This window comes from Nostoc sp. (assembly GCF_036917935.1).
Classification (GTDB): Bacteria; Cyanobacteriota; Cyanobacteriia; order Cyanobacteriales; family Nostocaceae; genus Nostoc.
This window is the reverse complement of the sequence record NZ_JBALEL010000064.1, coordinates 35,263-57,412: the sequence shown is the minus strand read 5'-3', so window position 1 is coordinate 57,412 and position 22,150 is coordinate 35,263. Positions and strand designations below refer to the sequence as shown.

19 protein-coding genes and 1 pseudogene are annotated in these 22,150 nt (G+C 41.1%); 4 read left to right on the top strand and 16 right to left on the bottom strand.

The genetic code is table 11. The features are described 5' to 3' along the window. Window positions 1–28 precede the first annotated feature (28 nt). Entirely contained in the window at window positions 29–745 is a 717-nt protein-coding gene (locus V7K62_RS28420) for a hypothetical protein (RefSeq protein ID WP_334870112.1), read from the bottom strand. 390 nt (window positions 746–1,135) lie between these two features. Continuing rightward, window positions 1,136–2,662: a sensor histidine kinase gene (locus V7K62_RS28415; RefSeq protein ID WP_334870109.1), complete on the bottom strand. Its 1,527-nt coding sequence runs from the start codon at window positions 2,660–2,662 to the stop codon at window positions 1,136–1,138. A gap of 439 nt (window positions 2,663–3,101) precedes the next feature. Here V7K62_RS28415 and V7K62_RS28410 point away from each other — a divergent pair, with 439 nt between their 5' ends. Next, complete coding sequence (locus V7K62_RS28410; RefSeq protein WP_334870107.1) at window positions 3,102–5,981, top strand: hypothetical protein; 2,880 nt, start codon at window positions 3,102–3,104, stop codon at window positions 5,979–5,981. Window positions 5,982–6,105: 124 nt separating this feature from the next. Here V7K62_RS28410 and V7K62_RS28405 read toward each other — a convergent pair whose 3' ends face one another. Both V7K62_RS28405 and hisG read right to left on the bottom strand, forming a co-directional pair. Continuing rightward, a complete protein-coding gene (locus tag V7K62_RS28405) occupies window positions 6,106–6,537 on the bottom strand; it encodes a hypothetical protein (protein WP_334870105.1) in 432 nt (143 codons plus the stop codon). 503 nt (window positions 6,538–7,040) lie between these two features. After that, window positions 7,041–7,685 (bottom strand): ATP phosphoribosyltransferase, encoded by a 645-nt coding sequence (gene hisG / locus V7K62_RS28400; RefSeq protein WP_334870103.1) that lies wholly within the window; start codon window positions 7,683–7,685, stop codon window positions 7,041–7,043. A gap of 76 nt (window positions 7,686–7,761) precedes the next feature. Here hisG and rppA point away from each other — a divergent pair, with 76 nt between their 5' ends. Continuing rightward, window positions 7,762–8,460 (top strand): two-component system response regulator RppA, encoded by a 699-nt coding sequence (gene rppA / locus V7K62_RS28395; protein ID WP_334870252.1) that lies wholly within the window; start codon window positions 7,762–7,764, stop codon window positions 8,458–8,460. Here rppA and V7K62_RS28390 read toward each other — a convergent pair. From V7K62_RS28390 to V7K62_RS28380, 3 genes are all read right to left on the bottom strand, one after another. Then, window positions 8,457–8,672: a hypothetical protein gene (locus V7K62_RS28390; RefSeq protein WP_334870101.1), complete on the bottom strand. Its 216-nt coding sequence runs from the start codon at window positions 8,670–8,672 to the stop codon at window positions 8,457–8,459. The two genes, rppA and V7K62_RS28390, sit on opposite strands and share 4 nt — an antisense overlap. Continuing rightward, window positions 8,647–8,940, bottom strand: coding sequence for an FAD-dependent oxidoreductase (locus tag V7K62_RS28385; RefSeq protein WP_334870098.1), 294 nt, complete (start codon window positions 8,938–8,940; stop codon window positions 8,647–8,649). The genes V7K62_RS28390 and V7K62_RS28385 overlap by 26 nt, the downstream gene beginning before the upstream one ends. Window positions 8,941–9,649: 709 nt before the next feature. After that, window positions 9,650–10,705 (bottom strand): 1-acyl-sn-glycerol-3-phosphate acyltransferase, encoded by a 1,056-nt coding sequence (locus V7K62_RS28380; protein ID WP_334870096.1) that lies wholly within the window; start codon window positions 10,703–10,705, stop codon window positions 9,650–9,652. A gap of 580 nt (window positions 10,706–11,285) precedes the next feature. Here V7K62_RS28380 and V7K62_RS28375 point away from each other — a divergent pair. Together V7K62_RS28375 and V7K62_RS28370 are read left to right on the top strand one after the other, a co-directional pair. Continuing rightward, on the top strand, window positions 11,286–11,537 hold the full coding sequence (locus V7K62_RS28375; RefSeq protein ID WP_442937348.1) for a helix-turn-helix domain-containing protein: 252 nt from the start codon (window positions 11,286–11,288) through the stop codon (window positions 11,535–11,537). Between the two features lies 1 nt (window position 11,538). Continuing rightward, window positions 11,539–15,285, top strand: coding sequence for a PAS domain S-box protein (locus tag V7K62_RS28370; RefSeq protein WP_334870092.1), 3,747 nt, complete (start codon window positions 11,539–11,541; stop codon window positions 15,283–15,285). Between the two features lie 27 nt (window positions 15,286–15,312). Here V7K62_RS28370 and V7K62_RS28365 read toward each other — a convergent pair whose 3' ends face one another. The 9 genes and pseudogenes from V7K62_RS28365 to V7K62_RS28325 all read right to left on the bottom strand — a co-directional run bounded on the left by V7K62_RS28365 (window position 15,313) and on the right by V7K62_RS28325 (window position 21,744). Beyond that, window positions 15,313–15,576, bottom strand: coding sequence for a type II toxin-antitoxin system RelE/ParE family toxin (locus V7K62_RS28365; RefSeq protein ID WP_334870090.1), 264 nt, complete (start codon window positions 15,574–15,576; stop codon window positions 15,313–15,315). 71 nt (window positions 15,577–15,647) lie between these two features. Next, window positions 15,648–15,947, bottom strand: a pseudogene (locus V7K62_RS28360) (ArsR/SmtB family transcription factor). 17 nt (window positions 15,948–15,964) lie between these two features. Further along, on the bottom strand, window positions 15,965–16,360 hold the full coding sequence (locus V7K62_RS28355) for a type II toxin-antitoxin system VapC family toxin (protein ID WP_334870088.1): 396 nt from the start codon (window positions 16,358–16,360) through the stop codon (window positions 15,965–15,967). Beyond that, window positions 16,357–16,641 (bottom strand): hypothetical protein, encoded by a 285-nt coding sequence (locus V7K62_RS28350; protein ID WP_334870086.1) that lies wholly within the window; start codon window positions 16,639–16,641, stop codon window positions 16,357–16,359. The genes V7K62_RS28355 and V7K62_RS28350 overlap by 4 nt, the downstream gene beginning before the upstream one ends. Before the next feature lie 112 nt (window positions 16,642–16,753). Next, window positions 16,754–17,959, bottom strand: a complete 1,206-nt coding sequence (locus tag V7K62_RS28345; protein WP_334870084.1) for an aspartate aminotransferase — start codon at window positions 17,957–17,959, stop codon at window positions 16,754–16,756. Further along, window positions 17,956–19,146: an iron-containing alcohol dehydrogenase family protein gene (locus tag V7K62_RS28340; protein WP_334870082.1), complete on the bottom strand. Its 1,191-nt coding sequence runs from the start codon at window positions 19,144–19,146 to the stop codon at window positions 17,956–17,958. Before V7K62_RS28340 ends, V7K62_RS28345 begins: the two co-directional genes overlap by 4 nt. Window positions 19,147–19,151: 5 nt before the next feature. Next, a complete protein-coding gene (locus V7K62_RS28335; RefSeq protein ID WP_334870080.1) occupies window positions 19,152–19,406 on the bottom strand; it encodes a hypothetical protein in 255 nt (84 codons plus the stop codon). 168 nt (window positions 19,407–19,574) lie between these two features. Further along, window positions 19,575–20,765: an RNA-guided endonuclease InsQ/TnpB family protein gene (locus V7K62_RS28330; protein ID WP_334870078.1), complete on the bottom strand. Its 1,191-nt coding sequence runs from the start codon at window positions 20,763–20,765 to the stop codon at window positions 19,575–19,577. Window positions 20,766–21,222: 457 nt separating this feature from the next. Next, window positions 21,223–21,744 (bottom strand): Ycf51 family protein, encoded by a 522-nt coding sequence (locus V7K62_RS28325; RefSeq protein WP_334870076.1) that lies wholly within the window; start codon window positions 21,742–21,744, stop codon window positions 21,223–21,225. Window positions 21,745–22,150 lie beyond the last annotated feature (406 nt).

Genomic DNA, 22,150 nt, shown 5'->3' with positions numbered 1-22,150 from the left:
GTATAATTTAACCCACGCCTTGACCCTACTAATTCAAGAACACTGAACCGTTTGGTTCAATTCTCATAGCACTTCTACCCTGTGCTGCATTGGTAGCTTCCTTAAATGTAACTTCCAAACTTCCTGGCTCTGAAGAAGCTTGTGGAGTCACTATCAACTGTCCGCCATCTTCTCGTTCAAATGTTAGCGTTACTGGTGTCTTTAGACTTTGCAGTATTACATTTGACTTACCTTGTAGCGATCGCGGTGCCGTATCGCCAATCACTTGGAAAGTTACATTAGCCGCAGTATCATTCACCAACCTGATATTAACTGCACCATTATTGAGTGCGATCGTCGCACTGGGGGTTTGCCGTGGTTGTAGCAGTGGTTGTTGGTCAGTGGAAACCGCCCCTGATGAGGGCTGTTGAGTTTGATCTTCAGAGGCTGGGCGTGGTAGTCTGACACCTGGTTCTGGAGCTTCAGCACCGCCGACACCCAATTTTGTTTGCTCTTGTGATCGGGTAGTAGGGACAGGAAGAAGCCCTTGAGCAGCTAGTCTTTGTGTTAGTGCGTTGGGAGGACATCCCTGTGGTACTACAACCTGATTATTATGTGGTTCTTCGTAGAAAATACGAGGACAAGGGTTAATTTTGGGAGTAGATTCTTGTGCTACTACTTGAGGAATTGCTGGCAGACTAATCAGTAATCCACTACAGATAGCACCAAATAACTCAGCGGACTTGCGAAAATTTTGAGATTTCATATTCCTTATTGACTCCTAAAAAAACATCAGACTGAATCTTTTTTTAATAATTTGCAAACAGTATATTGGATTAGATTTAAGCTGTTATTGATGTAATCCTACCAAGTATCTCTATTTTTTGTATCTAACCAGAGACTTGAAAATAATCTGAAATTAGACATAATTATTTCAATCCCAAGGCTGAAAAAGTCAAATCATTAGTGATAAATTCCCAAAATAGCCAAGAAAAATTAATCAGTTATGATCACTACTCAAGCAAATAAATAAGAGTAGAAAGATTAAAGTGTAGCAATCCAACAAATGGCTAAATATTGCAACTATTGCGACATGAAATAGCAAATTTGTTTGCTTTTCTACATCTATCAGAGGAAACAAACATTTATTACCAAATTAAGACTCAAGAGTTATTGGTAAAATGACAGTAAACGTGGTGCCTTTACCAAGGTCACTTTCAACTTGAATATGACCCTGATGATGTTCGACAATAGCTTGAGCGATCGCTAATCCCAATCCTGAACTAGTAGCGCTGGCTGTCGCTGTATTCCCAGTTTTATGAGTACGTGCCGGATCTACCCGATAAAAGCGGTCAAACAAGCGTGGTAGTGCTGACGCTGGAATTCCAACTCCAGTATCACTCACTTTAACTTGCAACTGGGCACTGGTGTAACGTAGTCCAGAAACACGATTTATTCCTTCTATCCGCGCCAATTCCACTTTCACCCGTCCACCGGCTGGAGTGTAATGCAAAGCGTTAGCAATTAAATTTGTGAACAGCCGCACTAGTTGATCCCAATTGCCCACAAGGGTAAACCAATTTTCCAGTAATTCGGGGCTAGTTTCAGAGGCAGGAGGATCAACTAAGTCTAGAGAAAGAGCGATTTCTTTTTCAGGGACTAATAATTGTTGTTCTTCAACCACCTCTATTAGCAAAGCGTCTAGCGGACAAAGTGAAAAAATATCTTTGCTAATACCACTATCCTGCCGTGCTAGGAAGAGTAAGTCATTGACTAACTTACCCAAACGCTGCGTTAACCGTTCCACCACCTTTAACTGCTGCCGATACTGTAAATAAGTAGTCGCTTCTGCCTCTGCTAAATCCAAGTCAGCAAGGGCAACTTGCACATTGGTTTGAATCAAAGTAATGGGACTTCTAAGTTCGTGGGAAGCATCAGCAGTAAATTGTTTGAGACGTTGATAAGACTCACCTACAGGTTCCATCGCTTTACCCGAAAGAAACCAACCACTTGCCCCTACAGAAAGCACCATTAACGCAATACCTAGCGCCAAATCAAAAATTAACTGGCGACTGGGTTTAGTGACTTCAAACCAGGGATGACTAACACGCAAATATCCTAATACTTGCCGTCTCACTTCCACCCGTTGGGTGACTTGTCGCAATAATAGTGGGGAGTTAGGAATTTTAAATTTTGTTCGCGCAGCGTTAGCGAGTCCGCGTCCCTTGCGCGTCTCGTAGAGAGAGTCATTTTGAATTTTGAATTTTGAATTTTCATTTTCTCCCCTGACTACACGCACAGTTTCACCAGTGCGATTGGCACGAATGGGAATATTTAGGGGTTCAGATAGGGTTGACCAAAGTAATTTACCAGTCGGACTAAACCATTCTAGGTCGATGTGGTCATCTTCTACAGTGTCGGTATTGTCACGAAAACTAGCTTCTACATTAATGCGAAATTTATCTGCATCAGCATTAATTGGCTCAAATATGAGTGTAGATGCACAGCCACTAGTTGTGAGGCAACGCTCCACTATTTCCACTACATGGTTAAGGGTGTCATCAATCCGCTCAATCAATGTACTGCGGACGTATAAATAAACGCCACTGGCAAACAGTAGTAGTAATACAGCAGTGACGGCAGTGTACCAAATTGCAAGACGGCGGCGAGTAGCCTGAAACATATTTTTTTTTACCTACTTTTTTGACTCAATATCATCACATTACGTGTTTATACGGCTAAAAAGTAGAGCGCTTTTCTCGCTCTGGTGATTTTGCTGAGGTTTAATTTTTGCTGAAGAATTAGACTTTTGTTGCAGCAAATCTGCTTAATCCTATTTTATTTTTTACAACCAGGATAAAAAAATCGGTTTTCTTTGGCTATATAGAATTACCCGAAAAGATTCTTGAATTCATTCAGACGAGACAACAAGAAATCCGATTTATAAAACTCACATTCTGACTAGTTTTTGATACTTAGAAATTAATTTTGCTAGGTAAAAAGGCAGATTATATTCAGTATTTTTAACTTATTTTGATTTTTATAATTAAGTCTATTAAACAGCATATTTCTATTGTGTAAAACTGCAAACTTTCAAATATAAGAATGGGGAAATCTCACCAATGAGATTCAAAAAGAATCAAAAAATAATTGCAAAATGCTTTTTTCTCTCAGCCATTTTGTTCAAAATAATACTAGTTCAATTTTCTGCGATCGCATTAGGTTTTGACGGTACAAACAATATTGCTTTGAAATCAGAAAATAATCCAAATGCTAGTAATAATAGTTTGCTCAAGTCTAAGAAAGTAAATAATTCCCCAAGTCAAGCACTATTAAAACCAACTTTAAAATCTGCTGTAGATAAAACCAAACAGTTATCCAAATTCACCATAGCTGACGTTATTCCAATTGAAAAATATAAAGTAGAACCTACCAAGCCACCTGAGGAAGGTGAAGAAGAGACTAAACCAAATATAACTAAGCCATACACACCAACACAACAAATCCTAATAGAGAAACTACGTCTTTCAAAAAAGCAACAACAAACAAAACAAAAACAAATAATTATTGATGCTCTCACACTTAGTGCCAATAAATATCCTTGGATTGTTAACCCAACAGATAACCTTACTTTTTCTACGGAATTATTTAAGCCAAATGAGGATGAAAATTATATAGATACGGATATAAGTGTAAGATTTTCTGGAGACAATCAGATTATTAATAAATTTACTTATGCTAAATTTCCTAAAGCTGACCAGTTTTACTGGGTTCTCGATCAAAATAGAATAGTAATTGAAACTAAAGGCTCCCAAGTAGGTATCCTCTCTCAAGGAAGACAAACTAATACTTATATCACCCAAAATGTTACATCCCAGCAGGCATTTTGGGGATTACAAACTCTGTTCGCTATACCGACAGATTTTCAGAGTTTAGCTGGAGAAGTTGGTACTAATAATTATTCTGTAACTTCAATAGCAGGAGAATTGGTAAATCCTGAAGGTATACCTGCTGGTAGAGTTATTATTAATAGTGGGATTGACTTAAACAATCCTAATGTCACAGTTCTCAAAAATCCTATTCCACTTCTTGGCAGTGGCTCTACTTTGAGTGCTGATGGTGGGCAAGCATTATTTCAATCTTTAGATGCTATCAATACTCCCAAAATTCTGCAAGGCTTTCCAACGACGAATTTACAACCTTTACTAGATGGTGGGAATGTTAGACTCCAAAAAGGCGAAATCATTCCTAACAACGTCCTAGAAGCTGCTGGCATTTTCTGGGGAGATATTTTGACAGGAGAAGGTTTTGGTTTTACTGCTCCTGTCTCTTCTTTTCCGGGTATTAAGGTTGCTCAACTTGGAAAATTTGATAACTTTGACTTGTTAAACGTAGCAGTCAATCCTTTTCTCTCTCAATCCGAGAAAGACTTTCATTATCTTAACTCTTTAGAGTGGCTATCTTTAGGAAGAAGGCAACCTGTATTTGAGACACTATCTGAAACTCAAGAAACTTCTGATTGGCACAGAATTTATGTTAGCCATCCTCATAATCGTAGCTTAATTCAATATGACCCAATTGCCGTTAAAGCTACTTACTCTAATATTTTTGCTGCTCCAGGATTATCTCTAACAGCTAAATTTAGCGATACTAGTATTGATGCAATTCAATCAGTGAATTCTACATTAGGCTTGCTATTAGGTGGAGCTTTTGAAGCTATCAAAATCCCTAATATTCAACAAGGTTTAGAAGAAGCTAGACAAAAATTTAAGAATGGAGAAGGTTTTATTCCTTTAAATACACCTGCTACATCTGAACAAAGAAAACAAATCAACAACAGGCTAAATCGTACTTTATCCTATGCCAATGCAAGTAGTGGACTAGAGCAGGTATCTGGAACTTACACACTTCCTAGTCAAGTAACTCCTAACAACTCCAGCATCTTGCAAATAAGAACGGGAAACCACAAACGAGCAGTTCAGTTTCTGCAAAGAAATATTTCTATTTTAAATGAAGGTGATACCTTTTTTTCCGATCTCAGGCTCTCTAATCAGAAATTTGGCCCTCTAACTTATATTGGTGTCCCAATTCCTTTAAATGATACTTCCATTAATCCTATTAACAAATCCTCTGCTGTGGAAGTAATTTTGACAAACCCCCAAGGGCAACAATTTGTACAAAAATTTAATTCAGCAGATGCAACGATAGTACCTATCCAGGTGCGATCATCTGATTTAGCATTCGATTATATGGAACTCACTAGAGTTGACAAAATAGGTGTTAGTTTTAATAGCTTTAACGGTTATCTATCTTTACCGACAGTTGAATTATTAGCAGCAGGTTCTTCTGGAAATTTTAACTATAGTGCCAATTTAGGAGCGTGGTTTAATGTAGATGCCAAGTCTGCGCCAGGCGTTTCCAATAATAATTTAGGAACGGAAGAACCAACTTTAGGTATCTATACTAATATACTTCTCAACTATATTAAAACTGATGTAAGGTTCAATTCAGCTAAAAAACCTGTAGCTGTTAATACTCACGTACCGTACTTGAGATTTGACTGGAATAGTGCCTCTAATAAAAATAATCCTTTTTCTACCTATTTAAGTTATTTCTATCAGCATCAAGAAAGAAATTTTGGTTTTTCTTTAGCTCCTGGTATTGCTTTTATTGAGAATAATAGCAATGGTGAATTTTTAGGTCTTTTCAATGGAGAATTTAGCACTAGTCATGGCTTGAATTTGAAGACAAACTTAGAGATGGGCAAAGAATGTTTCTTTGAATTTCAAGGATTACATAGAGTCAGTAAAAATATTTCTGCCGGTGTTTATCTAAAAAATTATAGTGTTAATAATCTGGGTTTGAGCAGCCGAGTTTCTGGCATCAACTATGGACTCATTGTCAGGCACAATTTCCCAGATAATAGTGTGTTTATAGAAACTCAAATTGGTACAGGTGAAAATGGGTTTGACCTCAAGCTTCAAGGTGGTTATCGATTTTGATGGTATTAATGTAAAGTACCAAAATAGAGATGTTGCATTGCAACATCTCTATATCATTGAACAACAAAATTCCTGACTTTTCTAAAAAGTCGTGAATTTAAGCCTTTCGATTTGTAAATCCTGTCTAATCTAAAGCACCCAAGCCATTATTACCAGCGCCCGCTCGGATTATAGTTGTCATATCTTCAATCGATGCACCACTATTTAATAAATTCGCTGCTGTATCAATAAATGAGTTTGGGCTAGAGACTGTAGTAGTTTTAACTACTCCTGGAGTTATAGTCAGACTAGTTATGGTTTCGTCATTTCCGCCTATTATCCCCCCATAAGTAGGTGTAATTTTTAAACCTCCGTCAAAGTACGAGCCAGAAGGTAAAATTACCTCGCCACTGACACCGAGAAAAGTACCAGAAGGTCTAATCAAACTAATAGCGCCACGAGCAGTAGCTTGCTGGGCATTTGCTGGCGCTGCTAAAAAATTTCCTACACTCACTAAACCGAATAGGCAGATACTTCCCCGCAGAATTAGAGATAATTTGTTAGATAAATTATTCATGATTTTATTAACTCCTCATGCTTTTCGCCTTAGGCTCGTTTCCAGATTTTGCTTGGGAATGCAGACTCAACCTCGACTAGCAAAAGTAGAGGCGTAATCTTTTTTTAATTCCTTTTTGCAGATAAAATATATAACCCTGGCTGTGAGCATTTTGTTAAAAATGGACATTTTTAGGGTTCGTATTATTACGCAAGCCCTCTAGCCATTTTTCGGTGAGTGTTTCAGGGTTTATATTGATATCACTAAAGCTATGTAAAGGGATGATGAGGAGTCGAATGGCAATTCAGCAACGCTTTGATTGCATTTGCTGAGGAGTTAAAAAAAAATTTAATGCTTTGTATACGGACAGTTGCTACACGTCTTATGCAACACAAGGTAGGGGCTTTTAAAACCTCATTGCGGTGCCGCGAGTAAAGAAGGCGGCAGCCCTCTCAGTAGGCGTTCCCAGCCTGGGGCTGGGAACGAGCATCCGAAGAAGCGTGATTACAAATTATAAATTGGTATTAAACCTCTACCAAAACGGCCTCTCGCAGCTTGGCAATCACATCATTCAAATTACCCGTGTTCAGGCGGTAACTCAGAGGATGGGCAATTAACCGCGCCGTGCTTTGATACAGAGTAGCAATTTCAATCAAACCATTTTCGCGCAGAGTCCGCCCTGTAGAAACCAAATCTACGATCGCTTCTGACATACCAGTAATTGGGCCTAGCTCTACTGAACCATACAATGGCACTATTTCTACAGGTAAATCCAGACTGTGGAAATATTCACGAGCGCAATTCACATATTTTGAAGCCACTCTACCATGCGGTGGTAAATCTAAAGGCGATCGGTAAAAACTAGATGCTTTTACCGCTACCGACATCCGGCAATGTCCAAACTGCAAATCCACTAAGTGGGCAACTTGCGGCTGCTTCTCCCGTAGCACATCGTAACCAACCACCCCCAGTTGTGCCTGACCATATTCCACATAAACGGGTACATCCTGCGCCCGCACCAGTAAAGCTTTTGCAAGTCCCTTAGTGTCAGGAATTTGAAGTTGGCGATTTCCTGAATCTAAAAAAGCACTAAAATCTAACCCAACAGATTGTAGCAAGCGGATGCTATTTTTAAGTAGTTCCCCTTTTGGCAATGCAACAGTCAGCATTCTATTTCTTAGTATCCTTGGCGTTCGGACAGTTGAATAATATTGAGAATATCTCTATATGCTTACCACAAGCAGCATGAGAATTTTATTAGTTGATGATGAAGTTGAACTAACTCAACCCTTGAGCCGTTTGTTAACTCGTGAAGGTTACGCTGTAGATGCCGCTTATGATGGGACATCTGGCAGCGAACTTGCACAAACAGGCAGTTATGACTTACTGATTTTAGATTGGATGCTGCCAGGAAAAACCGGGTTAGAGATTTGTCAGGAATTGCGACACCAAAGCAAAACCACTCCCGTGTTGTTTCTCACAGCTAAAGATACTCTTGATGACCGCGTAGAAGGTTTAGATGCTGGTGCGGACGACTATTTGGTTAAACCTTTTGAACTGCGGGAGTTACTAGCCAGAGTCCGCGCTTTATTGCGTCGTTCCGGTTCCCAAATCTATGAAACTACCACCGGACGACTGACTGTCGCTGATTTAGAACTCGATTGTGACAATCAAGTAGCCTATCGCCAAGGACGGATAATTGAGCTATCGCAAAAAGAAAGCCAGTTATTGCAATACTTTATGGAACACACTGGACAGCTGTTAACTCATGCCCAGATTATGCAAAATTTGTGGCAAGAGGAAGAACAACCCAGTAGCAATGTGATAGCGGCATTAATTCGCTTGCTGCGGCGTAAGATTGAGGTGGGTAAAGAAACTACGCTGATTCACACAGTTTATGGCAAAGGCTATCGTTTTGGTGCTTCATCAATGGAGTTAGTTTAGCTGCCTACTTCCAATTCACAATCATTCGGTTCATTGGTAGAAGAATCATTGACTTTTTTCAGTCTTTGCGACTTTAATTCCTGTCGAAGTTTGTTGTAGAGGGATGAATCCACAGGCATCATAATTTGTGAAATCCCCTTCCAGACACCAAGCTGATTATTTGCACCCATATCTTCCATGAGTTGCTCAGTATAACGCCAGGATAACGCCATCTGTGGAACATTCGGGTAAGTAATTCCGCATTTGCTCTGCTGTGGGCCACTCTAGGTAGGATGCAGGCATGGGATAGTCTGAAAAACTATATGTGTCACCTGTATTCTGGGTTGTTAATCCTGGGTAAGTTCGAGATTTTTCCCAAACACCACCCAGTCCTTTTTGTTTCTCGAATATAGTAACGTCGTAGCCTTCTTCGACAAAAGTTTTTGCTGTCACCAGACCGCTGATTCCAGCCCCAATCACGCAAATTTGTTTGATTTCCATTCTTTTGTAAGTAAATTATGAAATAATTTCTGCAAAGATGAATTTACAATAATTCAGGCACAAGTATCAAAACGAAAATGGCTATATTTTGCCGTTGATTGATAAGTTTTGCTTAAGCTGTGGTAACGACAACATAAGCATTTGCTACAAATAGATCAGCATTCGTAACGAAACACGTAGTGTTGGTTACTAACGCATAAGTTGTGGTTACTAACGGATAAGCATTCGTAACGAAACACGTAGTGTTGGTTACTAACGGACAAGCTGTGGTAAGAACAATAACTTTATTCATAACCACAGCTTCTGTGTTGTTATCACAGAAACTTTATTTGTAACGTCGCTGGTGCAAAAGTACTCAAATTTTTGTAAAGAGGATTTTCGCAAAGCTTCGCATCGCACGAGCATAATCTAAACGCTGCGGTTCATTGTCCTCAAAGTTACTGGTGAGTAATGGCGATTTATTCTTCAGCGGAGTAATTTTATTAACTTACTAGAAGCCGTCTATACAGCATCAGCAATATTTTCGCGGATTTTTTCTAGAGGCTTAGTTAAAAGTATAGTGGCGATGTCTACGACGGGCTACGCCTACGCACTCACAACAGCCGTCAGTGTCACAGGTTCCATAAATTTACTACAAACTTACAGCAGTTTTCATTTAATTGAACCACATTGTAGGCCTGTTATAATCAAGAAATTTCAGCTTGTAGTATTAAGATTTAAGCAAAAACTGATTAATTTGAAGTTGCAGTTTTTCTCGTAATTGTTGCGCCTGTTGATAAGCTACTGTACGCCCTTTCTTTGAGTGGGTGTCTAATCCTGCTGGTTCTAAGGGTTGAATAAAGCAACGTAGACGAGTTCTCATTGCCCAAATTCCCATTGAGGGAAACAGAATTAAGACCAGCATTAAAGGCGAAAAAGGCAAGAATGGTAACTTGACTAGTCGTTGCAATTTGATGAAATTAACAGCCCAAGGATGCAGAAATTCACTGCCGATGCAAACTATTGGGAGAATGGGAATATGATAGCGATCGCTCAACTGAATAAAACTCACATCAAACTTTTCTAGTTGATAGCGTCTTTTCCAACCTTTCAAAGGCCCGCGGATGCCTTCGGGTGCATATAAGATAATTTTACCTTGAGTGTTCGCCGTAGGCGTTGGCTGCCCCATCGCTGTCTCAAAATCATCTAATTCGGCTCGCACCCCACCTAAAACCTGCGACCATTTAGGTGGTAGCCACCAAATCACCCAAGGATGCTCAAATAATGCTGGACTTGCTATGGGTTGTACCACCCATCCTTTCGCTTCACTTAATAAATAACCCAAGGTCAAAAAATCCCAAGGAAAACACATGCCGGCGTGATTCATTGCTACAATCAATGGCCCTGTTGATGGCAAGTTTTCGACTTGTTGCAATTCTCCCCGAAAATAATATTTAACGATGGGGCCAATAATTTCTGAGCCAAAAGCTTGTTGATATTTGGGATCAAATTCACCAACTTCTTGGCGGGGTGGACGAAAACCTAGACGCAACCAGCGACTCAGCAACGCTAGATAAAAGCCGCCAGGAATTAAAAATAATCCATATTCTAACCAATTCCAACCATCTGGATCGTTATGATAGTGCTGCCAATGGCGATTGAATAAAATTAGCCAGCCTGGAGGATACCAAAGACAAAACCAATCAAACCAGCTAAATATATAGCCTTCACCTGGCGTATTTTCCAGTTGAGTGTTTAGCAGGTCTTTGGAGTGTTGATTAATCAAAACAGTTAAAGTTTAGGCAAAAATTTTATTCAATGTGCATCATAACTTTCTAGTTTTGCCATTGGTATCCTACCGTAGAAGTAAAATTAACTTAATTATTTTGAAATCTATCTCAACTCTAGTTGCCAAAATTAGCGATGATTGGGAAACTTTGATCAAATATAAATATAGCGGTTCTCGGCCCAAGTGATGTACAAGAACCCCACCCCCAACCCCCTCCCCGCTTGCGAGCAGGGGGCTATGACGTACCTAATATGATTAGGAAACGCTATAAACAAAATTTATAATAAATTAATTTGGGTATTAGGCATGAGAATATAACGCAGCAGCAAAATTTTGGCTGTGCGTGATGGCTGAGAATCATCAAATCGTCTTAAATAATACTATTGTGGGATCACATATTCAACAAAATTTAATGTTTATTTTATATCTACCTTCTACATTGAACTGTAATCCGTGAACACTGATTACTGAATATTGGTGTTCAGCCAAAAGATGAAATTGATAGCAACTGATGATTGTTGAAATTCTTCCTCAAGCTGGAGACAAATGGCGAGACACCTGTCCTACTCTTCTGATTATGAAACTAGGAAAGCCACTCAAAATTTCAAATTTAATCCGTGAACTTCGGCAGCAACTCGATCTCTCTCAGGAAAAGTTTGCAGCTAAGTTGGGAGTTTCTCTGCGAACAGTCAATCGTTGGGAGAACGGATCTACAGTACCTTCGCCGATGGCACTAAAGCTAATTGAAGAAATGTTAGAGAAGACGGGCAAAACCAAAAGACTAGTGAACGAGTATCTCCCAAAATCGGAGCAACGGGAGGACTCTTAAGATGATGGTGAAAGTACCCGAAACAATTTTGATGATGCGTTCTCGGTTCCTAGCTTATGGTGTGATGATTGTGGCAGTCATAGCAGCACTGCTGTTGACAAAACTGTTGCTGCCAGTTTTTGATCCGAGCGTATTTACATTATTTTATGCTGCTGTGGCAGTCAGCGCCTGGTATGGCGGCATGGGACTTGGAGTATTAGCGATCGCTTTATCTGTGACAATTGCGCTCTATTTTTTGATCGAGCCAGTCTACTCGTTTGATTTCTTCAGCTTGCAAGTCTTGGTAAGATTAACCACGTTCTCACTAGTATCCTTCTTAATTACTGCACTCTCTTCAGAGTTACGCACTGCTAGACGCAAGGCAGAGACAAGCCTCAAGTTGTTGCAAAATAGCGAAATGCGGTTTAGCCGATTGGCAGAATCCAACATCATTGGGGTGATCGTAACTGATGTGAACAACGGCTCGATCGTGGAAGCCAATGAAGCTTTTCTGAAGATGATGGGCTATACGCGAGCAGATTTCTCCGCTAGCCAAATCAACTGGCGCGAGATTACCCCACCTGAATATCTGCTTTTGAGTGAGCGTTCAGTAGAAGAACTGAAAACTACCGGAGTATGTAAGCCCTTTGAAAAAGAATACATTCGTAAAAATGGCGATCGCATTCCCGTTCTGCTCGGTTCTGTTGTCTTGGGAGACAATCAAGAAACGGTGATTGGCTTTGTTGTTGATTTGAGCGAACGCAAACAAGTAAAACAAACTTTGCGAGAGAAGGAGGAGCGTCTGAGGTTAGCTAACGAGCGGTTTGAGTTAGCAGCATCTGCGGTAAACTGTCTCATTTATGACTGGAATATAGAACAGGATACCGTTGAAAGAACCGAAGGGTTAACCCGAATTTTGGGTTATTCTCTCGCAGAAGCTGAAGCAACTGGTAATTGGTGGTGTGAGCTTGTCCATCCAGAAGATTTGCAACGTGTACAAGAGGCGGTACTTGCTTTGGCAAAAGGCGATCGCTATGCTGCCGAGTATCGAATTCGCAACAAAAACAATCAGTACATCTATGTGTTGGATCAGGGGATAGTGGTGCAGCGAGATGCTGATGGAAACCCGGTACGCTTAGTTGGCAGCACTACAGATATTAGCGAACGCAAACAGGCAGAAGAAGCAGTCCAAGCAAGTGAGGAGCGGCTCAGAAGTTTTGTAAAAGCGAATATAGTTGGCATCCTCTTTGGTGATGTAAATGGTAGCATCACTGAAGCCAACGATGAGTTTTTGCGAATTGTCGGCTATACCCAGGAAGATATCCAGACAGGTAGACTATCTTGGGCTGATATCACGCCCTCTGAGTACCAATATTTAGATGAACTGGCTATTGCCGAGGCAACAGCGAAGGGAACCTGTACTCCTTATGAGAAAGAATGTATTCGCAAGGATGGTTCCAGTGTCCCGGTTGTAGTTGGCTACTCCCTTTTAGGAGAATCTCGCCATAAATCAGTCGCATTCATTCTGGATATTAGCGATCTCAAACAAGCTAAAAAAGCGCTGAGTCAGAGTCAAGAGCAATTCCAAGCTTTTATGGACAATATTCCCGCCGCAGCATGGATTACGAATGCAGACGGGCGTGTACTTTACCTCAGTCCAACTTATTTGAGTACATTTGATTTAGCAAGAAATAAGGCGATTAATAAAAATATTTTTGAGCTATACCCAGCCCAAATCGCTCAACCTCTCCTCGATAACATTAGAATGGTTGCCGAGACGAATCAGGTTGTGCAAACCATTGAGTCTGCTCCACGCACAGATGGCACCCTCGGCGAATTTTTGGTTTATAAGTTTCCCATTGCCAATGCATCTGGGCAACGTCTGGTAGGAGGAGTTGCAATTGACATCACCGAACGCGAACGCGCCCTTCGTGAACGTCAGCTTGCTGAACTTGCCTTACAAGAACGCAGTGAAAGACTTAAACTGCTCTCGGAAACAACCAGTGATTTGCTTTCAACCGAGCGCCCCTTGGATTTAATGAACAGCTTGTTTAGCAAACTCTCGGCGCAGATGGATTTGCATTTTTACTTCCACTATCTAATCGATACACACGAAAATAAGCAGAGACTTCGGTTAGTAGCTTGGAATGGGATTACTGATGAAGTATTTCAAGCAATTGAATACCTGGAATTTAATCAGGGGATGTGCGGACTAGTGGTGCAAGAAGGCCGTCAACTCGTCGTCAATAATGTGACGCACTCTACGCATCCAAATGCCCACATTCTCCATGCTTTGGAAATCACAGCTTATGCAGGCCAACCATTAATTGCTCAAGGAAAGCTGCTTGGTGTCCTCTCTTTTGCCAGTCGCACCCGTACCCGCTTCACTTCTGGAGAAATTGCTCTATTACAAGCCACCTCCGATCAGGTGGCGGTTGCTCTGGAACGCGCCCAGTTAATGGCTTCGTTACAGCGACGCAAAGAAGAATTGATCCAAGCTAACCGGATCAAAGATGAATTTTTGGCGGTTCTTTCCCACGAACTTCGGACGCCGCTAAACCCGATTTTGGGATGGGCGAAGTTACTACAAACGAAAAAGTATGATCAAGCAACCACCACTCGCGCTCTCGAAACCATTGAACGCAATGCCAAGCTTCAAACTCAATTAATCGAAGATTTACTGGATGTCTCTCGCATTCTGCAAGGTAAACTTAGTCTGAATATTGCTCCTGTAAATCTGGAAACTGCGATCGCCGCAGCTATAGAAACTGTACGTTTAGCTGCTGAAGCCAAATCTATCAATTTGCGATTTACAATTTTAGACTTTCCTGCGGAACGCTACGCGAACGGCGTGAGCGCTCAGTCGAACGGTTTTGGATTAGAAAATTCTCAAATAAATTTAGAATCTATCGATTTTAATAAGCAGCCTGACAATTTAAGATCCAAGATTTCAAATCCCAAATTTCTAGTAACGGGTGATTCCAGTCGCTTGCAGCAAGTAATCTGGAATTTACTTTCCAATGCTATTAAGTTTACACCCCAAGGTGGAGAGGTAGAAATTAGTTTAGAGTCTGTTGATTCTCAGGTTCAGCTGCGAGTCAGTGATACAGGTAAGGGAATTAACCCTGACTTTTTACCATTTGTTTTTGACTACTTCCGACAAGCTGATGGTGCAACTACCAGAAAATTCGGCGGACTGGGATTAGGATTAGCTATTGTTCGTCACATTGTCGAGCTACATGGTGGCACAGTAAAGGCAGAAAGTTTGGGTGAAGAACAGGGAGCAAGCTTTACAATTATGCTACCGCAGATCAAGATTCATCTAAATAATCAGCAGATTATCTCTAAACCTGATGATTCGCCCGATCTAAATGGGTTGAAAGTTCTGCTTGTGGATGATGAGCGTGATACGCGAGAGTTAATTGCTTTCATTTTAGAGCAGTCTGGCGCGGTAGTAATCCAGGCCGCATCTGCTATAGAAGCACTACGAGTTATGCCTCAGTTCCAGCCAAATCTGCTGTTAAGCGACATTGGAATGCCGGAAGTAGACGGCTATATGCTGATACGTCAAATTAGAGCTATGTTACCAGAACTTGGAGGGAAAATTCCCGCGATCGCTCTGACAGCTTATGCAGGTGAGGTTGATTATCAACAGGCAATTGCCGCCGGATTTGGGCAGCATATCACCAAACCAGTGGAGCCAGCTAAATTACTTCGAGCGATCGCTAACCTGATGTGTAATTGTAGTAATCTGCAAACTAACTCATGACCATTTTAGGTCTAGTGCCAGCTAGTTTTAGACTTCATTAGATTCCTGATTCTCACCTAAGGTTTGTTGTGCGGCGTGTCGAATGTGAACTGTGGACGCTTCACTATCCTCAATAATAGTGAAAATAATTCGGTATGAATTACGACTTTTGCCATACATAATTTGGCGAATCTCTTTGCTGAAATACTTATTTTCCCTTGCTAGAGGACAACGTTTAGGCATTTCCGACAAAGACTCGATTGCTGAGAGCAATCCTTGATACCATTGTTTTGCTCTCTCAGGAGACATCATCGGTTTTCTGTTCGTCTGCTATTCATACTCAGTAAGTGTACTTACCCCTAATCCTAGCAGAAACGGGCAGATTAAATTACGCTACTATGGTTAAAATCTGCCAGATATTCTTCTAAAACACTAAACTGGGGCAAATTCAAGCTGTAATAAATCCAGCGTCCTTCCTGACGGGAGTTAACTAAGGTAGCTTCTTTGAGGGTTTTCAAGTGAAAAGATAATTTTGACTCACTTACCTCCAAAGCCTTGCACAAATCACACACACAGAATTCTCATCGTTGTAGCAATTCTAACAGTTTGATCGTAAGTGGATCTGAAAGGGCATGAAAGACTCTAGCAATTAAATCAGGAATCGTGGTGGGGGAGGTTTGTATGAATTAGATTTTGATAATCAAGGCAGAATTCTTTTTACATCAGAATAGGCAAGTATTTTTTCATCTACACTCACCAAAGGAACATCATAAACTCTTGCTGTTGAAACTATAATTCTATCGGCTGGATCTTTATGAAAATTACCTGGAAGTGAGTAGGAATCAATGGCAATTTGGGGAGTGATTGATAAAAGAAGTACTCCTTCTTGTGCCAAAGCAATATTAAACCATTCTTGAATCGAACAGAGAAGAATTAACTTATTCTGGGTAACAAGTCTGCTAATCTCTAACAAACTTATGGAGCAAACACCTAAACCATGAGGTCTTTCCCTATTTATTGCCTCACGGTGGAGAGGAGTCAACCTTGAATCATTGTGATTCCACCAAACCCAAATATGAGTATCAAGAACGATCACAAATCATTCACTTCCAAATTCTGATTCATTTCCCAATCATCAGGAGAAATAACGGGTTCATTCGGATCTGCTAAATAAGCGTAGGGTTGCATTTTCAAAAGAGGATTAATGGCAAATTTGCCTTGATTCTTAGAAGAATAGCTAATTTGCCCAAACTTTTCTTGAATACTTTCCCTCAAAATAGAAGAAGCTAGTTCTTCAACAGACATTTCTTTTAAAGCAGCAGCTTTAATTAGAGATTCTTGAGTTTCTTGACTGATGTAAATATTAGTACCAATCATTTTTAACTCTATCTACTTTTTTACATGATATCAAACATCATCAGCAAAAATTTTAGTCATGTAATGTTGGGTTTCCTGACTCTATTCAACTAACGAGATCGGCGATCGCTTCTCAAGCAGAGACTACAGCTTCAGGCTGATAACGGATACCAGCTTGCTTGAAGCGATGTAAAGCTTCACCCAAGCGATCGCAGTCGGCAATCAAACTAATCCTGACATAACCCTCACCTGCAACCCCAAAGGCATTACCTGGAGTCAGGACAACACCAGTTTGTTGCAAAACATTCAGGGCAAAATCTGTAGAACCCATGCCAACAGGACACTTCACCCAAAGATACATTGTCGCCTTGGTTTTGGGAATATCCCAACCCAACTCTCCTAATCCTTGAATCAGGAAATCGCGGCGGGTACGGTAACGTTGTTGTACCTCGTGCAAATACACATCTGGCAGTTGTAAAGCTGTTTCGGCTGCTGTTTGTAAGGCGGCAAAAATACCGTAATCCAAGTTAGTTTTCAGTGTCCGTAAACCTTGAATTACATGGCGGTTCCCCACCACAAACCCAACACGCCAACCAGCCATATTATAGGTTTTAGATAAGGTGTGAAATTCTACACCAATTTCTTTCGCGCCGGGAATTTCTAACAAACTAGTGGGTTGATAACCATCAAAAGCTAACTCGGCGTAACACAAATCATGCACCAGCAGAATTTCATATTTGCGGGCGAAGGCGACGATTTCTTCAAAGAATTCGCGGGGGGCGGTGGCAGCAGTGGGATTACTGGGATAGTTGAAATAGAGGATTTTGGCTTGTCTTGCAACTTCGTCAGGAATGGCAGCTAAATCGATTAACCAATCATTCTCTGGTTTGAGAATCAAACTGTGGATTTTCCCACCAGCGATCGCCGGTCCCCGGAAATGTGCCGGATAAGCGGGAGAAGGAACCAGAACTAAATCGCCAGGATTAACGTAGGCGAGTGCTAAATGGGTTAATCCTTCTTTAGAACCGAGTAGCGGTAAAGCTTCGCTATCAGGATCGAGAACCACACCATAACGGCGATGATACCAGTTAGTGATCGCGCGGCGGAAACTAGCTGTGCCCTCAAAGGGTGGATAACCGTGATTGGCGGGATCTTTTAAAGCAGCGATCGCCGCTTCGACAACTGGGGCTGGCGTTGCACCATCGGGGTTTCCCATACCCAAATCAATTAAATCTAACCCTTGTTCCCGTGCTTTAGCTTTCAGTTCATCTAAACGGGCAAATACATAAGGTGGTAGTTTTTGTATGCGTTCTGCTGGGACAATCCAATTTAAACTCATAAAACCTCGTCACTCATTCCCTTGGGCGAAACTCGATTTGTAGTGTCTTTACTATCTATAGGTGCAGTGGTAGAAACCATTGCCGCCATCAACTGTTCCAACGCGACTTTAAACGGTAGTCGATGGATGTCAGAATTAGGAAGTAGGGCAATTTCAGCGGCCGTTTGCAACTCGCCTAATGTAATATTACCCAATCCCAAATCGCTCAATTTTTGGGGTAGTCCAATTTCTGCGTAGAACTTTAACAACTGTTGTCGTGCTGATGCGGCTAGTTGATTACCTTGTAGCATTTCTTCTAAACGCAGTTGCACTAAAATCCCAAAAGCAACTTTTTCGCCATGAATACTGCCATGTCCTGAAATATGAGTTAAACCATTATGCACGGCATGGGCGGCAACTGTGCGACATTGCGCCCCTCCAAGTCCCCCAACTACGCCGGCGAGTAAAACAGTGGCGTCTACAACTTCTCGCCAAACCTCACTACCTGGTTCTTCGAGGGCAGGGGCTGACTTTTGTAAGAGAATATCTCGCAAAACTCTTGCTTGTTGCACCGCCGCAATAATTAAAGTGTCTTGCAAATGTCCACTGCTAACTGAGGCTTCATACCACTTAGCGATCGCATCACCAATTCCAGCTACTAAAGTACGTTGTGGTGCAGTTTTAATCAAGTCATAATCGAGTATCAGTAAATTGGGACAATGAGATAGCGTCACGTCGTAGAGAAACGCCCCATCTTCCGAATAAACATTCGACAAGGCACTCCAAGCTGCACAAGTAGCCCCGGAAGTCGGAATTGTCACCACTGGCAACTGTAACTGCTGCGCGAGTAATTTGGCTGTATCTAGGGCTTTGCCGCCACCAACACCGATAATCACATCAGCTTTATGTTCTTTTGCCGTTTTCTTTAAAGATTTCAGGCTAGCTTCACAGCAATCTGCACCATAAAAAGCTTGGACAGTATGTAATTGTTGCGTTTCTAAAACTGGTTGCAAATTTTCTTGGCTGATGGCGAGAGTAGATTCACCTGTGACAATCAAGGGACGACTTCCTAAACAGGAAATCTCAGTTGCGGCTGCTTGCAACACCCCAGAACCACGAATTACTTTTGCTGGGGCAACTGTGAGCGTAAATAATGAACTAGAGGTTTGAGTAGACAAAGAAGGTTGAGTAGAAAAACTATTAGGCATATAATCTAGTTTGCCAAAACTTTGATATTTCTTAATAATATAGACTGGTGAGCAGGGATACTTGTTGCCAAGCTGGTTTTTGGATCGCTCCAACCTTGCACCCGGCTCATCTGGATTTGAGCCAAGCAATGAAATAGACAAAGCCTGTTGCCGACTGATTGAGTAGTTTGACGACGTTGCTTGAATCTATGATGCCCATTCACCTGAAATTCCGAATTATCAAAGTTTTGAATAACCCTATAACTAATTAACATTACCATTGTCAGATTCTCAAGAAAAGCAATCGAGAATTGATAATGTGTCGCTGGTCATGCTATTTCATCCAATCCTTAGCTAGAGAGACATAGATAGGGGTTTGCAAATTTGACACTCTCAGCGCTGTTCGCGCTTGCGTCTCCCTTTGGGAGAAGCGACTGAGATTCTTGAATCTAAGACATAACTTGCTCTTGCAGGTTTGCACCAACTAGAGTAGCGGTTTCATCTCCCCAAGCGTTGCTTGCATCAAGTGCAAAGGTTCCAGTATGCCCTACTGTACCCAATCCTCGACTAAGGATATTTCTAGCTGCGTTTTCATCCCTATCCATCACACAACCACACTTACAAACGTGCGTTCGAGTTGACAGACTTTTCTTAACAATTTCACCGCAGCTAGAGCATTCCTGGCTACTATATTGCGGATTAACCGCAACTGTTACGCGCTTAAATACTTTTGCAAAGTATTCAATCCACACGCGAAACTGATACCAAGAAGCATCGTTAATAGACTTGGCTAAACAATGATTTTTCACCATATTTTTAATCTTCAAATCTTCATAGGCTATCAAGTCGTTAGACTGAACTACGCACCGTGCTAATTTCACAGCATGGTCTTTACGTTGCCTACTTATTTTGAGGTGGCGTTTACCTAAAATCTGTCTAGCTTTGCCTCTGTTTTTTGAACCTTTCACTCTTCTGGAAACACGACGTTGTGAACGCTTGAGAACACTTGCTCCTTTACGAAGAAATTTAGGGTTCACTAAGCTTGCCCCGTTTGAATCGGTGTAGTACTCTTTGAGTCCAACATCTAAGCCGATTGTGTTACCTGTTGGCTCTATATCTTCTGAGCGGTCTACGTCAACGCAAAACTGAACATACACACCATCTGCACGTTTTACCAATCTCACCCGTTTAATCTGGTTAATTTGGTAGAAGTGCAAATCACGAGTACCTTTAAGTTTTAATCTCCCAATACCTTTTTTATCACTGAAAGTTATGGTTTTACGATTATCTGCAAGTTTCCATCCTGATGTTTTGTATTCAACAGAACGACAATCTTTCACAAATTGTGGATACCCCTTTAAATCCGGAACACCCTTCTTACAGTTGTCATAAAACCGAGAGATAGAAGACCATGCTCGTTCAGCACTGGCTTGTCTTGCCATTGAATTGAGTTCATTAGCAAAGGGAAAATTAGCCGCAAGGACAGCACAATATTTCTGCAACTCGTTTTTACCAGTGCCTTTAACATCCATCCATAACCGAATACAGCTATTGCGAATGAACTTTGCAGTGCGAATTGCATCATCTATTGCCACTAATTGCGCTGACTTCCCATAAGCTTTAAACTCAAAAACAAGCATCCTTCTTACCTCCTATCTTATACTACCATGCTTGGCGTAAAACTAATCCGAAGTTAAAAAATATCCAATGCGACTAAAGTCGCACGAGTCGCTTATATCTCAGCACTAAAGTGACTGAGCTTTACGCCTACCGGAAAACTTGTAAGCCCCTAAAACTGACTTAATTTGCTGCAAGGATTTTTGAAAATGGCAAAAATGGTAATTAGGACAACAACTGACAAATCACAACTGTCAGTACCCATTACCCGCACGCTAATTAACTTTTTCCCACAGTGGAACCACTAAAGTGTGAATATCTTAATCTAAAAATAACTATTAATGTATCAGTAAATACAAAATAATTTTTGTCATCCTGATAACAGGTAAATTACTTTTGTGATCTGGCATTGGGTATGGGGCATGGGGTTATATGGGGCATTAATTATTCTTCTCCTCCGCTCCCCCTGCCCCCTGCCTCTTAAGCGTTGGATTTTGGCAATTGAGCGAAATTGTCTGTGTAAATTTTGACTGTTACCGGGGAATTTTGATGAGAAACGAGCGATCGCTTCACCTCACCCAAGTAAACTGGTACAGAAATCCCTGCTTCCCGGTGGATAATAGTGCGGGCGCGAACTGTCAAATTATCGTCTTCCCGTGTACCAGAGCGACCATAAGAAAAGAGATTACTAGCTGCTTGACGTAAAGTTGCTTCTAATTGTGTGGGTGTAATTTTGGGTGATGTGGCAATCACCGCTTGGGTTGAGCCATTGTCATAAACTAAAGTGTAGCGAACTGCTCCGGGAATCACAGTCCGACTCAAGGGGACTATTGAGAGTCCAAATAAACCACCAGTCAGCACCAGCATAAAGCCAGTCGTACCCACCAGCCGAAAGCGGATGCCCCATTTGAGAATAAAAGCCAAAACTGTTAAGGCAGCAAATACCAAGGTAGCTATACCTGACCATTGGGTGTACTGAAGAAAGTTAGCTGTTGTGAGCATAGGTTATTGAGGCGTCTTTTTTTCGTTACCGACACACCCATTTTACCGAGAGGTTACACCATAAGGGTTATTGTAGTCTTTAATGCCAATCAAAATATTAGGCAAACTGCTATTAATGTTCCAAATTCCTCAGTTAATCAGAACAGTATTGGCTCACCAGAGACGATGTGGGAATTTTGAGATGTCTGCAACTTAGTTTGACATTCCTTGATGAAAGCTCAAATTATTTCAGATATTCCGTCAAATTCAATAGTTTTTGAAATTATGCTTAACTGAAGAAAAATGATAAATATACAAAAGGGCATCTACATAGAGATGCCCGTCATGCAAGAAAACCCCAAAGGGTTGTCCTTACACCTTCCCAACAATCAGCAACAGGGACTAATGAAGTATTCATTAGTCTCTT

Coding starts and splice junctions, on each gene's coding strand:
- V7K62_RS28420 (WP_334870112.1), bottom strand. CDS start 745: ATGAAATCTCAAAATTTTCGCAAGTCCGCTGAGTTATTTGGTGCTATC.
- V7K62_RS28415 (WP_334870109.1), bottom strand. CDS start 2,662: ATGTTTCAGGCTACTCGCCGCCGTCTTGCAATTTGGTACACTGCCGTC.
- V7K62_RS28410 (WP_334870107.1), top strand. CDS start 3,102: ATGAGATTCAAAAAGAATCAAAAAATAATTGCAAAATGCTTTTTTCTC.
- V7K62_RS28405 (WP_334870105.1), bottom strand. CDS start 6,537: ATGAATAATTTATCTAACAAATTATCTCTAATTCTGCGGGGAAGTATC.
- hisG (WP_334870103.1), bottom strand. CDS start 7,685: ATGCTGACTGTTGCATTGCCAAAAGGGGAACTACTTAAAAATAGCATC.
- rppA (WP_334870252.1), top strand. CDS start 7,762: ATGAGAATTTTATTAGTTGATGATGAAGTTGAACTAACTCAACCCTTG.
- V7K62_RS28390 (WP_334870101.1), bottom strand. CDS start 8,672: ATGGCGTTATCCTGGCGTTATACTGAGCAACTCATGGAAGATATGGGT.
- V7K62_RS28385 (WP_334870098.1), bottom strand. CDS start 8,940: ATGGAAATCAAACAAATTTGCGTGATTGGGGCTGGAATCAGCGGTCTG.
- V7K62_RS28375 (WP_442937348.1), top strand. CDS start 11,286: ATGAAACTAGGAAAGCCACTCAAAATTTCAAATTTAATCCGTGAACTT.
- V7K62_RS28370 (WP_334870092.1), top strand. CDS start 11,539: ATGATGGTGAAAGTACCCGAAACAATTTTGATGATGCGTTCTCGGTTC.
- V7K62_RS28365 (WP_334870090.1), bottom strand. CDS start 15,576: ATGATGTCTCCTGAGAGAGCAAAACAATGGTATCAAGGATTGCTCTCA.
- V7K62_RS28350 (WP_334870086.1), bottom strand. CDS start 16,641: ATGATTGGTACTAATATTTACATCAGTCAAGAAACTCAAGAATCTCTA.
- V7K62_RS28345 (WP_334870084.1), bottom strand. CDS start 17,959: ATGAGTTTAAATTGGATTGTCCCAGCAGAACGCATACAAAAACTACCA.
- V7K62_RS28340 (WP_334870082.1), bottom strand. CDS start 19,146: ATGCCTAATAGTTTTTCTACTCAACCTTCTTTGTCTACTCAAACCTCT.
- V7K62_RS28335 (WP_334870080.1), bottom strand. CDS start 19,406: ATGGTAATGTTAATTAGTTATAGGGTTATTCAAAACTTTGATAATTCG.
- V7K62_RS28330 (WP_334870078.1), bottom strand. CDS start 20,765: ATGCTTGTTTTTGAGTTTAAAGCTTATGGGAAGTCAGCGCAATTAGTG.
- V7K62_RS28325 (WP_334870076.1), bottom strand. CDS start 21,744: ATGCTCACAACAGCTAACTTTCTTCAGTACACCCAATGGTCAGGTATA.